Consider the following 13,325-nt stretch of genomic DNA (forward strand, 5'->3'; position numbering starts at 1 on the left):
CTCCGAATTTGCGAGGTTTTTAACGTGAGGCAAAATTACTTACCACACGGGTTTAAGCCCGAACGAACTGATCGATGCTCTAATTCTTCCGCAGTCATGTCAGGATAGCGTTTCTGCAACCAATCTTTAGCTTTTCCTTCGTTGTAAGCTTTCAAAAACTCAAGTTTAAGACTCCGTGTTGAAAGTAAATCAACGTTAGATCGAGCTACAGCTTCACCGGCCCATTGAATCGCACCTTCGCCGCTGTAATACTGTTTGCGGACAGCATCAATACATTCTTCTAGTGTAGGTTTGCTATGGAAAACTCGCGTATGGTTGGCCATCCGAAGGGCATCGCGTTCTGGATCTATTCTCCAGTTGCCAGTTTCATCTTGTTGCCACAAATTGTTTTTAGCATTTGCCCCCAGTTCATCACCAGATTCAAATTGACGCATCCCCGCGCTTCTTCTGATATTTCCGGCGACGATTGTGACGGCTGCTTCGTCAATCAACACGCAGCATTCAACTGAATTTAATTGCCGCCCTTGAGCTTTATTCAAAATTGCCGAACACCGTTGATAAAGGTCAGGCAATTTCACCGGATTTGCGACTCCGCCAAAACCTTTTAAAGGCTCTCCCACCGGGCGAACGTCGCTCAAATCTATGTAAACTTGAACTTCGCCTGCAAATCTTTCATCTGTGGATAATTCCAGTAACGTTTGATAGGATTGCACCCAACCTTGGCGAGAATCTCCGACATGGATAGTGGCGGTTTTTTCGTCTATTTTTACTTCGGTTGCTTGGCGGCGCGACTGGGCGGGTGTAGAGCCGATTTCGCCTTGCACTGTCACGGTTAAGCGGTTGCGGATTGGCGGCAATTGGTTGATATATTTGGGTTCCAAAACTGCACCGGTGCCGCAGCCCATCATTGCCAAATCCATTAACAAGCCAAAGGCGCGCCAGTCGATAATATTGGTTGAGGAACAATTATAGGCGCCGGAAAAGTTTTCGGGTTGTTCTATCCATTTGCTGCCGCCTACCCACAGCCAGCGCCCGGAAGCGAGGGTTTTGAGCTGTTTTTGCATCCGGTGTAGGAGCTCTGTTTCTTCAGCAGTGAGGTTTCCGAGCGATGCTAAGCCCTTGACTGTCCGATCGCACACGTCTGCCCAAGTCTCCCGCCCTGTCTCGGTACGGCGGCTGTAAGTCCTGAAAAATACTGGATTGGCTGCGGGTGCTGTTTCGGGGAAATCGGACAGGTTGCGTTTGTCGCTGGCACTCGATCGCTCTAATTTTGGAACCATAATTTATGTACTGACGCGGAATATATCAACAAACTACGAATATACAATAGGATTCAGATTGAGAGTTAAACGTTAATATATTGGATGAATTGCACTAAATAGGGTGTTTTGGGCTTTGTCAGATCCAAGACTTACGCAGTGTCAAAGAAACCCGGTTCCTGCTCATCCGTGCGCCGGCAAACTAAGAGTGCCCCAAAACTCAATCAAAAAACCCGATTTCTGCCAGAAACCGGGCGAAGCACAAAAGTTATCAATTGTCAATTATTTGTCAATAAAAACTCAATATTTGGTAACAGCGGGTCTTGAACAATCCCCACACCCTTAAAGCTCCAACGTTCCAGCAACTTTTTTACCTGAGACCCAGAAATAGATTCTACTCCGAATCGATCGGCAACATCAGCAGCATGGGTGTTCAGATAGCTCAAAGCGTCATAGTCTTCGCGAAACATTAACAAGTAACTAACTGCCGAATCAGGATTGGGATTGGCGGATAGATATTTGCCGTCAGCACGAGAACGGAGCAAGTAAAAAACTTGGGATAACATCTTATCTTTTTTGTCAAAATAATAGATTAACTCAAATTGGGAATCGGGAATGGGGAATTGGGAATCGGGAATGGGGAATGGGGAATTGGGAATCGGGAATTGGGAATTGGGAATCGGGAATTGGGAATTGGGAATTGGAAATGGGGAATCGGTAAATTAAAAAAGTTTAATTATTTTTCTTTCTTCTTCCTTCTTCCTTCTTCCTTCTTCCTTCTTCCTTCTTCCTTCTTCCTTCTTCCTTCCCATATTTAAATCAAAGTCAGTGCCAAACCTTTAATCGATCGCCCGTCGCCAATTGGACCGACGATGGAAGCCCGACCGGTCGTCAAATTAATATTGTACAGGCTCGAAACTCCCCCAACCTCGATCGCAGCCAAAGCCGTCTCGTTACCGCCAACACTCCTGACATCAAAGCCGAGAACCGTACCAGCATCAACTCCCAAAGATCCGATCGTATTCAACACTCCATTATTCGGCGGATCTTGCCGCACCAAAACGTCGGCGTTGCTGTCGATGGCAAACAAAGTTGTCGAATTTACCCCAGGCAAATTGTTAGTATAGGCAGCAGCCGCCACCGCCGGAGAATTTCCAAAATTGCGATCGCCCGCAGCATAAGCCAAATTCCCGTCGAGTTGAATTCCCCCCGTCAGCGTGTCAGTATCCACAACTGCCCCCGTATCTGGGTTGAGGCGGGCATTTTGACCGGCTTGATTGACAAACCGAATGCGATCGACTGTGGGATTGAAATCAAAACCCGCAGCCCCCGGAGTCAAACCAACAGGAAATTGCCCAGTCCCGACTTGACTTGCAGCCCCAGTCACCGGATCGATCGCGTACAAGCGATTGCTAGAACCCACACCGTAAAGTTGGCCGTTAGCGGGGCGAAAATCAATTCCCAGCAAACTTTCTCCAGGCTGCAAACCCGTAACTGTCGCTTCGCCCAGAATTGCCTGCGGTGCCGCCTCGTTAAAACCGACAATTGCTTCAGCGCCATTTCTGACAGTCAAGGCGTAAGCTGTAGGCAAAGGCAAAGCCAAACCGTTAATCTGTCTTCCGTCGGCAATTTGACCCGCGAAGGAAGCTTGACCGGTTGTCAAATTGATATTGTACAAACCGGAAACACCCCCAACTTCCAGCGCAGCCACCGCCACATCGCGGCCGCCGATAGTTCTGATATCAAAGCCGAGAATGCTAGTAGCATCAACTCCCAAAGATCCGATCGTATTCAACACTCCATTATTCGGCGGATCTTGTCGCACCAAAACGTCTAAATTGCTGTCGATTGCAAACAAAGTTGTCGAAGTTACCCCGGCCAAATTGTTAGTATAGGCAGCCCCAGCCACCCCCGGAGAACTTCCGAAATTGCGATCGCCCGCAGCATAAGCCAAATTCCCGTCGAGTTGAAGTCCCCCCGCCTGCGTGTCAAAATCCACAATTCCCGCCGTATTCGGATTGAGGCGGGCGTTTTGACCGGCTTGATTGACAAACCGAATGCGATCCACCGTCGGATTGAAATCAAAACCCGCAGCCCCCGGAGTCAAACCAACAGGAAATTCCCCGCTACCGACTTGACTTGCTTCTCCAGTTCTGGGATTGAGGGTATACAAGCGATTGCTGCTACCCACACCGTAAAGTACGCCATTCGCCGGCCGATAATCAATTCCCAGCAAACTTTCTCCCGCTGGTAATCCAGTCACTGGCAAATCTGAGATGACACTTCCCGGATTGGAAAGACTAAAACCAACAATCCGATTAGTAGAAGTTAAAGCATAAGCCGTTGTCCGCGGTGGAGGCGGGAGAGTGGGAACAATGCTGCTAATATTATTAGTAAAATTTGCCGGGCCGATCGAACTTTGTCTCACCCCTTGGAGAACCGCAAAAAATTCTCCTGTCACCCGGTCTTGAATAACAGTATTGTTTCCAGCTTCCAGAATATTCAAGTCGCTAAAACTGACACCTTCTCCCAAACCGATTAAATCTGTACCTGGTGCAAAATCTGCGATCGCGTCAGCATCGCCCAAACTTACACCGCCGCTGGTACGAAAAGGATCGGCATCAGCGTAGCGCCTCAAAACAAATACGTCTGCCCCCTCGCCGCCGCTTAGGATATCAGTACCGCGATCGCCCGACAAAATATCATTGCCGGAGTTTCCTGAGATGAAATCGCTACCTTTTCCGCCCACTAAAAAATCGCTACCTTCACCGCCGTTAATAGTATCGTTATCTAAATCTCCAAAAATCGAATCTTGACCCGAACCCCCATCAATGGAATCGCTTTGTTTTCCTCCAAAAATGCTGTCATTTCCCGAGTTTGCCGCGATGGTGTCATTGCCCGCCAAACCAAAAATTAGGTCATCTTCTGGAGTTCCGGCTAGCAATTCTGCTTGTGAGGTACCTCTAATTTCTGCCATGCTGTAATCACCCTCTAATTTTGATATTTCTTTTGCCTAAAAGCGGCGACTTTCTCAGTTCAACATATCACGAATTCGCACTGTCAGAATGTTTGTCCCACTCTAGACATCTCCAATCAAATTTTGGGCAGGCTGGATGCCTGCACCACAAGAATTATTGGAGATGTCTATTAGTAATATACGATGAATTCATAATTTTGGATCTGTACCTCGCTCGATTACTTTTCAATACCATCTCATCTATAACTAAATCCCCGGTCATACTGCTTGTGGATTTGCGCGATCGGGCTTTGACAGAGCGCAAAAAAATATTCGTAAATACTGATAATTCACGACTAAATTTACCCGATCCATGCTAGACAATTTCTCAATTAAATGAGATACGCGGTTTAGCAATTGCCAGATCGGATTGCCAAGTAGCTCTCCTATCTTCAAAGGCATCTGCTACCAACTGCATTACATCTGCGTAAATCTGTGTTTTTCTTCCTCAATCTGCAGTTTTCTTATCAATAAAAAACATGACATAAATCTACAATACATAAACCGCAGATGTCATGCAGACAAACACAGAACGACGCATATGGACTTCAATAGAATTTGAAAATGAGTGTAATCTTGTCTGATTTAGTTGACTATTTAAGATTTTCCAGTTTAATTCTAGGGTCAACTGCTTTGAGTAGTAAATCCGCCAACAAATTACCAACAATCAACATGGTCGCGCCCATCATCAAACTTGCCATGACTAAGTACAAATCTTGATTTGTCACGGCTTCCAACGTCAGTTTTCCCAAACCAGGCCAATTAAAGAAAAATTCAGCAATAAATGCACCGCTTAACAAACTAGCAAACTCAAAACCCAATAGCGTGACTAACGGATTAATCGCATTCCGTAAAGCGTGAACGTAAATTACTCGATTGTCGGGCAAACCTTTGGCCTTTGCGGTGCGGATGTAATCTTGACGCAGTACGTCCAATAATTGTCCGCGCATCAATCTTTGTAAGCCTGCAAAACCAGTAACGCTGAGGGCGACTGTTGGCAAAATTAAGTGCCAGCAGTAATCGAGGATTTGACCCCACCAAGGTAAGTCTGCATGGTCGATGCTGGTCATTCCTCCGACGGGGAAAAGAGGGGAAGTATTTTGAGCAAAAAATAGCAGCAGCAAGGCTGTGATAAAGCTGGGAAATCCCTGGCCGGTGTAGCTGACTACTTGCAAAACTCGATCGACTGTGCGGTTTTGATTGACGGCGGCGACTATTCCCAAAGGAAGCGCGATCGCCCAAGTTACAATCAAAGAGGCGATCGCCATCAACAGCGTCGCCGGCACCCGTTCCCACAGCAGCGACGCTACGGATCGCTGATACACAAAACTTGTGCCAAAATTCCCCCGCGTCACAATTTGTTGCAACCACAGCCAATACTGCACAATCGCTGGTTTATCCAAGCCGAACTGCTGTTCGAGTTGCTTGAGTGTCTCCGGCGAAATCTTGGGATTTTGGCTCAAAGTATCTAAGTAATTTCCTGGTGCCAACTCAATAATTGCAAAACAAAGAGCCGATGCTAAAAATAAGGTTAAAAGTGCCTGCAACAGTCGCTTGACTACATAAGTAAATGTCTCGCTACCCAACACAGAATTCAACATTCGCAACTTTCGATTAGATTTAATAGAAGTCATAGGATTTTAGATTTTAGATTTTAGATTTTAGATTTGTGAATGATATTAATTCCAGTTGCATCGGAATGATTTAACCGCAGAGATCGCAGAGATCGCAGAGAAAGAAAAGAGAGAGATGAATGATTCCGATGCAAAGGTCAAGGATATTATTGGTCAACAGTCAACAGTCAACAGTCAACAGTTAACAGTTAACTGACTAATACTCAACTAAGGTAACAATTGGCACATCAGGCAATTTCTGCCTGCCGCCCAAAGCCTGCAATTCAATGACAAAAGCAAAACCGATAAGCTCGCAGCTTGCTTGCTGCAACAACTGAGCCGTTGCTAACGCCGTTCCGCCAGTGGCGATTAAATCGTCCACAACCAGCACCCGGCTGCCGGATTTCATGGCGTTTCGGTGCATCTCCAGTCGATCGACACCGTACTCCAACTCGTACTCAGCAGAATAAACTTCTCCTGGCAGTTTCCCCGGCTTGCGGACAGGAATAAAGCCTATTCCCATTTTATAAGCCAAGGGCGCGCCAAAGATGAAGCCCCGCGATTCCATACCCACCACATAGTCAGCAGACATTGCAGAGCATTTTTCGGCTAAGCTGTCAATGGTGTAGCTGAGGCCTTGCGGGTTGGACAGCAAAGTTGTAATGTCTCTAAACATTATTCCCGGCTTGGGGAAATCAGGAATGTCGCGAATCAGAGATTTGAGATCCATAAGCTTGCAGGTCGGTGTTGAAGGTAACGAGGAATCAAAAATGGTACAATCATAGCGCCAATCGATTTGAGATTTGAGATTTTAAATTTGAGATTTGAGATTCACACTAAAATCTCAATTTTCGGGGTCTAAATTTTGGGACTGCCGGCGAACCTCTCCGGGGCTTCTCTCCCTATGCAGGTGAGGTGAGTCGATTTAAAATTTGAGATTTACTCCACAGATGCAATCTGGGCCTTAAACTAAGGTCTAAATTTTTGCTGAGAACTTCTTTAATTTTTATTTGTAAATTGTTTAATCCTTTGCGTACTATGTAAACAAATGTCATAATTCCCTAACACCAGGGTTGAATATCAAGATTTGTCAACCTATGATCTAAAGTCAAAAATATAGTATCTAAAATCCAATGATCGAGTTGACAGCACGAGTGGGTGAGGTTCTTCCTTCGATAACCTTGGCGATCGCAGCTAAGGCGAAAGCCATGAAGGCCGCAGGAATAGATGTCTGTAGTTTGAGTGCGGGAGAACCAGACTTTGATACGCCAGAACACATTAAAACAGCGGCTAAGCAAGCTCTGGACGCGGGGAAGACTAAGTACGGCCCAGTGGCTGGAGAACCGCTGTTAAAGGCTGCGATCGCCCGCAAACTCCGCGAGGACAACAATCTCAACTATCAACCGGAAAATATCATTGTCACCAACGGCGGCAAGCATTCCCTCTACAATCTGATGATGGCTCTGATTGAGTTTGGAGACGAAGTAATTATTCCGGCTCCCTACTGGGTGAGTTATCCAGAAATGGTCAAACTCGCCAGCGGCACACCCGTAATTGTACCGACAGATGCTTCGACAGCATATAAAATTACACCGGAACAACTCAACCGAGCGATTACTCCTAAAACCAAGTTATTTGTGCTGAATTCGCCTTGTAACCCGACGGGAATGGTGTACTCTCCAGCGGAAATCAAAGCCTTGGCCGAGGTGATAGTCGATCGAGATATTTTAGTCGTTTCTGACGAGATTTACGAAAAAATTATATATGACGGCGCTCAACACGTCAGCATCGGTTCCGTGGGTAAAGAAATCTTCGATCGCACGATCGTTAGCAGCGGTTTTGCCAAAGGTTACTCGATGACAGGCTGGCGCATTGGCTATTTAGCCGGGCCAGTCGAACTAATCAAGGCCGCGGGTACCATTCAAGGTCACAGTACCTCAAACGTGTGTACCTTTGCACAGTACGGCGCGATCGCAGCATTGGAAAGCAGCCAAGATTCTGTCGAAAAAATGCGACTAGCTTTTGCCGATCGGCGTAAAGTAATATTTGAATTGCTCGATGCCATCCCCGGAATTAGCTGCATCAAACCAGACGGTGCTTTCTATATGTTTGTCAACATCAGCAAAACGGGAATGACTTCTCTAGAATTTTCCGACGCTTTCCTAGAACAGCAACAAGTAGCAGTTATTCCTGGGATTGCATTTGGTGCAGACGACCACATTCGTTTATCTTACGCCACCGATTTAGACACAATTAAAAAAGCTGTAGAAAGGCTCGATAAATTTGTCGGAAGCATCTAAAAATTAGTCATTAGTCCTCAGTCATTAGTCATTTGCTACTAATGACTGTTGACTGTTAGCTGTTATTTGTTAGTTGTTATTTGTTAGTTGTTAGTTGTTATTTGTTAGTTGTTATTGGGAATTGAGAATTGAAAATTGGGAATTCGTAGCAAGTAACCAATAACCAATAACCAATAACCAATAACCAATAACCAATAACTAATGACTACTGACTACTGTTGACTGTTAGCTGTTGACTGTTAGCTGTTAGCTGTTAGTTGTTATTTGTTAGTTGTTATTGGGAATTGAGAATTGGAAATTGGGAATTCGTAGCAAGTAACTAATAACCAATAACCAATAACCAATAACTAATGACTACTGACTACTGTTGACTGTTGACTGTTGACTGTTAGCTGTTGACTGTTAGCTGTTAGCTGTTAGTTGTTAGTTGTTACTTGTTATTGGGAATTGAGAATTGGAAATTGGGAATTCGTAGCAAGTAACCAATAACCAATAACCAATAACCAATAACCAATAACCAATAACTACTGACTACTGACTACTGACTACTGACTAAAGCTGCTTCGTCATAATTTCCTTGAGCAAATCGAGTCCTTTCTTAACTCGCCGAGAAACTGTTACCGCACTGATACCCAAGCGTTCGGCGGTTTCCTTCTGAGTCAAATCGTAGAGAAAAACAAACTCCAATATCTCGCGAGTCCGTTGTTCCAACATCGCCAAAGCTTGCTGTACGCGAATTCGATCCTCTTGGGCCAACTGAAAACTCCGATACTTGCTATCGGGCATCAATTCGCCCAGACTTGTTGCACCCTCATCTTCATCCTGCATCGGCGCGTCCAAACTCAGAGGCGATCGGTTGAGGTGGGCTAACTTAATTTCTCGCCATTCTTCAACAGAAACCTCAAGCACTGCGGCTACTTCTGCATCCGTAGGTTTGCGGTTGAACTGCACCTGCAAATTCTTGATTGCTGCGACAGACTTGCGTTCCAGGGACTGCCAGTGGCGGGGAAATCGCACCGAAGGGCTTTTGTCTCGCAAGTAGTGTTGAATTTCGCCCCGAATGTAGGGAATTGCAAAGGAACTAAAAGCGTGTCCCCTCGACAGATCGAATCGCTCGATCGCCCTAATCAACCCTATACACCCGACTTGCTGTAAATCGTCGTAGCTTTCACCGCACTGGTTTAGCCAGTGGTAAACTTCTTTTCTCACCAGTCCAATATTCAGTTGAACTAACTGATTGCGGACTTCATTCGAGCCAGAATCTTGGTACTCGCGCAACAATTGCAAATTTTCGTTTTTTAGCTCGTTCGGGGCTGTGGTAGACATGGCGGCATAAGGGTTGGTAGAGCAGAGGACTGATGTTGCTTTATATCTAGTTTCCAATCTAGCTTAACAAAAAATATTTATAGGTGGTGTAATCCTAGCACTTAATCGTTGTGACAGCGAACACGCGAGTTTGATTTTGGGAAGGCGCAGGGATTTGAACTGATTATCCCAAGGTAGGAATTCAAATTTAACGGGAATTTTTTCACACCGCATTATAAGCTGAAAACGGTTTAAAAGCAATACTTTAAATAATTAAAAATCGTCTCTTAATAAATTGCAACTCAATCATAGTTTAATCATAAATTTATTCATTAGTCAACAGTCTTCAGCGATCTTGCTAAAGACTGTTGGCTAATGAAGAGCGAGCAGTAGCTTGAGGCCAAAAAACTGCTCTAGTTCGTTGGCGAAGCCCTCGCAGAGGATCGATCCAAAAAGCCAATTTTACGAAACAGAAGGCTCGATGCGAGCGTAAAATAAACCGCGAATTTTCACATCCAAAGCAGGTCTAGCTCCCAAATCAGTATCAGAAGTCTGCAAGCTTTCAAAAATCCCGCCTATTTCGCCAGTGGCACTGTTGACTTTTGCAACTTGGAGAGAAATTTTGCCCGCCTTTGTGTTGGTGTCAGCCAACTTCACATTAGAGCGTTTGAGTTTGGAGTTGTCAGTAGCCGGAAGCGCTACAGCATGGTCGTAACCAGAGGCTACCCCGCGAGCTTTAGGGTCTAAAAAGGTACCGCTGCGGTAAGAAGGAACGTTAAAATTTCCTCGCAAATCGGTGGAAGTATTGATAGCAACCACTCCTGGCTCGGAACTGGCTACCAGTTCTTTAATAGTGAACAAGAAAGGTACTTGCTCTCCGCCCGGTAACAGAATCGTAATTGCTTGAAAGTCCAAGCCATCTTCTTCTGTAAAAGTCAGAGTCCCATCCTTACCAACCTCTAGCGTACCTTGAACTTGGTCAATGCTCGACGTGAACCGAGTCAGCACTTTACCAGGCACAAATTCTGCCTCTTGGCGTTTGTTTGCTGGTTCTTCCTTCACAAAATAAGTTGTGGGCTGCAAACACATACCAGTCAGTTTATAGGTTGCGCCCGCTTCAATAGGGATAGATCCGCGAGAAGTTTCTGCCAAACTAGGGCAGTTATTTGCCAATCCAGTACCTTTGATCTGGTCGTAGGTGAGTAACTCGGTAGTCGCCACCGTTGTATCAGGAGCCGAAGAACAAGCAACCAGCGCACTCATGCAAAATGCTAAAAGTGCAACAATTAAAGCACGATATTTCATTGCCAACCTCAATCTCCAACATCGGATTATATTAAGAAAAAGCCCTATTTCGAGCAAAATACAATTGCTCGCGGGCAGGCCTGGCCCGTGCAACCATCCGAAAGCCATCACCGAGTTTGACTCAAACAGTCGAGCTAGCTACTGCGGTGAAATTAAGCCTTGACTTAGAATTTCTCAAATTTTTCGGATCGTCGCCCAATACACATGGTACGACGGGTGGTGCTCTTTTCCTGACTTGAGCGGTAAATTAATATTGCCTAGGTGAACCTACTTAAGTTAGGTTGCTCCTAGCCCCGAATGCCGATCGCCACTAGCTCGATTAGTCGGTTGACACCAGTGGCCCCGGAAAAACGCCTTGTAGATTTCAAAGGAAGCAGCAGTATGGACAACGGCAAAAATTTAGAGTCAGAAAAGTTGCAGTCTCAACTGCAATCGTTGACACAGGCGATTCGGACTTTAGCCGAAAGTTGTCAGGGAGACAGCGTACTGCTTTTGGCTTTGCTGCGAGCTTTGGAAGCTTCGCACCAGGAAATTCGGGACGGTTTGTTTCAAGCGTCTTTTCCCGACAACCGCCAAGCAATGTACAAACTGATCAGGAATATTGAAGCCAATGGCGGCTGGCCTTACATCCAGCGCATGAAACTTCGATCGCTCTTGGGGTACAGCAAACAATTATCTCCCCTAGAATACGATCCCGCCGAGTCTGAAAACGACTCGGCCGAGACTGAGCAAGACCTTAAATAGCCTGAGCGATCAGTTATGAGTTATGAGTTTTGAGTTGGTGAGTTTGACATTAACTCAAAACTCATAACTGAGCTGCCCTCGCGCCCCTAGAACCCGAAAGGTGTAGGAGGTACGGGTGTCGGACTCGGCAGCATCGAAGGAAAAATCTGCGTCTGGCCAGGCATTGGCAACAGCCCGGGAGTATGAGTCGGGGCGATCGAACTAATTGACACCATCGAATCAGGTGCCGTAATAGTCGGCGCAGTCGGAATCCTCGAAGCAGTCGGAGTCGTCACCGGAGTCGGAGTTGTCGCCGGAGTCGGAGTCGTCGCCGGAGTCGGAGTCGTCGCCGGAGTCGGAGTTGTCGCCGGAGTCGGAGTCGTCGCCGGAGTCGGAGTCGGAGTTCCTATCGTAGTCGTAGTCGTAGTCGTAGTCGTAGTCGTAGTAGTCGGCCTGGGGCTAGACGTCGCGCTCACAGAGATAAAATCATTGGCATCAATCAGCGCCGATGGAGTGTCTACCAAAATCGCTAACAGCTTGCCGTCGATCGTAATTACAGTATCTCGGAGATTTGCGCCGTTACCTTGGCTCACTTGCAGTTGACTGAAAGATAAACTGCTCGGCAGTCCAAAGAAATCCTCTGCCTCATTGTAATCAGTAATTAAAACCAAACTTCCAGGGCCCGCTCCCAATCCAAAGACATCGCTGCCGCTACCGCCAGTCAGAGTATCCGAACCCTCACCTCCGATCAGAGAATCATTACCCTCTGCCCCAAATAAATTGTCATTACCGAAACTGCCCAAAATTGTATCGTCACCGAGACCACCGGCCAAGGAATCATCGCCAAAACCGCCGTCTAGAACATCATTACCTTTGCCACCGAAGAGGAAGTCGTTGCCTTCATCTCCCATTACCGAGTCATCGCCTAAATCGCCGCGAAGCGTATCGGAACCGCTGCCGCCAAAAACCGTATCGTCAGCCTTCCCCCCGAATATTTGGTCGTTGCCGGAGTCACCGAAGAGCGAATCAGTGCCGTCATTACCATACAAAGTGTCGTCGCCGTCGGCACCGAGGAGATAGTCGTTGCCGTCACCGCCAAACAGTTGATCTCCGCCGCTACCGCCGTTGAGAGAATCATTCCCCGAATCTCCGTAGAGAAAATCGTCATCAGCATTCCCGAACACCGAATCGTCGCCGTCACCCCCCACCAGGCTGTCATTGCCAGTACCGCCGGCAATCACATCAAAGCCCGCGTTGCCGCGAATCACGTCGTCGCCGGCATCTCCGAATACAGTGTCTAACCCGTCGTTGCCTTCGAGGACGTCGTTGCCCAAACCGCCGAGAATTGAGTCGTCGCCGTTTCCGCCTAAAGCAAAATCGCGACCTTGGTTGCCAATGAGTTCGTCATTTCCTTCGCCCCCAAACAGCGAGTCTGCTCCGTCGCCTCCGAGCAGTTGGTCGTTGCCCGCGTCCCCTTCTAGGGTGTCATCTCCTCCCGCACCCAGGAGCGTGTCATCGCCATCTAAAGCACGAATTCGATCGCCCTGCGGAGTTCCTAAAATAAAGTCGTTGCTGTCTGTGCCGATCAGGTTTGCCATAGGGGATACACCGCTCCTTAATCAAATCAATTGTTTTAAAGTATGTCAATCGCCTTCATGACAAGGCATTGCTGCTTGCCTACGTTAGCATAGTTGAGATTTGGGCCATCTTGCCTAGGAGTGGGGGAGATGGCTGCTAGTGTCTTGATGGGCGATCGACAAATAGGTTCGTAGTGCGGTAAAGTCCGCGCTACGAAACTAATTTT

The 13,325-nt window shown here is 46.7% G+C and carries 10 protein-coding genes; 2 read left to right on the forward strand and 8 right to left on the reverse strand.

All coding sequences use genetic code 11. The features are described 5' to 3' along the window. Positions 1-35: 35 nt before the first annotated feature. From nrdJ to AACV78_RS02455, 5 genes are all read right to left on the reverse strand, one after another. On the reverse strand, positions 36-1,280 hold the full coding sequence (nrdJ, locus tag AACV78_RS02435) for a ribonucleoside-triphosphate reductase, adenosylcobalamin-dependent (RefSeq protein WP_228042051.1): 1,245 nt from the start codon (positions 1,278-1,280) through the stop codon (positions 36-38). Between the two features lie 257 nt (positions 1,281-1,537). Next, entirely contained in the window at positions 1,538-1,825 is a 288-nt protein-coding gene (locus tag AACV78_RS02440) for a hypothetical protein (RefSeq protein ID WP_194008052.1), read from the reverse strand. 248 nt (positions 1,826-2,073) lie between these two features. Beyond that, positions 2,074-4,236: a DUF4394 domain-containing protein gene (locus AACV78_RS02445; RefSeq protein WP_194008051.1), complete on the reverse strand. Its 2,163-nt coding sequence runs from the start codon at positions 4,234-4,236 to the stop codon at positions 2,074-2,076. 632 nt (positions 4,237-4,868) lie between these two features. Then, positions 4,869-5,909, reverse strand: coding sequence for an ABC transporter permease (locus AACV78_RS02450; protein WP_194008050.1), 1,041 nt, complete (start codon positions 5,907-5,909; stop codon positions 4,869-4,871). A gap of 196 nt (positions 5,910-6,105) precedes the next feature. Next, a complete protein-coding gene (locus AACV78_RS02455; protein ID WP_194008049.1) occupies positions 6,106-6,618 on the reverse strand; it encodes an adenine phosphoribosyltransferase in 513 nt (170 codons plus the stop codon). Between the two features lie 403 nt (positions 6,619-7,021). On the opposite strand from AACV78_RS02455, the gene AACV78_RS02460 reads away from it, so the two are divergent. Further along, complete coding sequence (locus AACV78_RS02460; RefSeq protein WP_228042052.1) at positions 7,022-8,188, forward strand: pyridoxal phosphate-dependent aminotransferase; 1,167 nt, start codon at positions 7,022-7,024, stop codon at positions 8,186-8,188. Between the two features lie 552 nt (positions 8,189-8,740). Here the strand turns inward: AACV78_RS02460 and AACV78_RS02465 are convergent. Together AACV78_RS02465 and AACV78_RS02470 are read right to left on the reverse strand one after the other, a co-directional pair. Next, the gene (locus tag AACV78_RS02465; protein WP_194008048.1) at positions 8,741-9,514 is read right to left on the reverse strand and encodes an RNA polymerase sigma factor SigF; all 774 of its coding nucleotides are present in this window, start codon (positions 9,512-9,514) and stop codon (positions 8,741-8,743) included. Positions 9,515-9,955: 441 nt separating this feature from the next. Further along, the gene (locus AACV78_RS02470; protein ID WP_194008047.1) at positions 9,956-10,798 is read right to left on the reverse strand and encodes a photosystem II manganese-stabilizing polypeptide; all 843 of its coding nucleotides are present in this window, start codon (positions 10,796-10,798) and stop codon (positions 9,956-9,958) included. Positions 10,799-11,095: 297 nt separating this feature from the next. Here AACV78_RS02470 and AACV78_RS02475 point away from each other — a divergent pair, with 297 nt between their 5' ends. Further along, entirely contained in the window at positions 11,096-11,542 is a 447-nt protein-coding gene (locus tag AACV78_RS02475) for a hypothetical protein (protein ID WP_339383435.1), read from the forward strand. A gap of 86 nt (positions 11,543-11,628) precedes the next feature. On the opposite strand, the gene AACV78_RS02480 is transcribed toward AACV78_RS02475, so the two are convergent. Beyond that, a complete protein-coding gene (locus tag AACV78_RS02480; RefSeq protein WP_194074271.1) occupies positions 11,629-13,119 on the reverse strand; it encodes a calcium-binding protein in 1,491 nt (496 codons plus the stop codon). Positions 13,120-13,325 lie beyond the last annotated feature (206 nt).

The organism is Tychonema sp. LEGE 07196, assembly GCF_963890365.1.
GTDB lineage: Bacteria > Cyanobacteriota > Cyanobacteriia > Cyanobacteriales > Microcoleaceae > Microcoleus.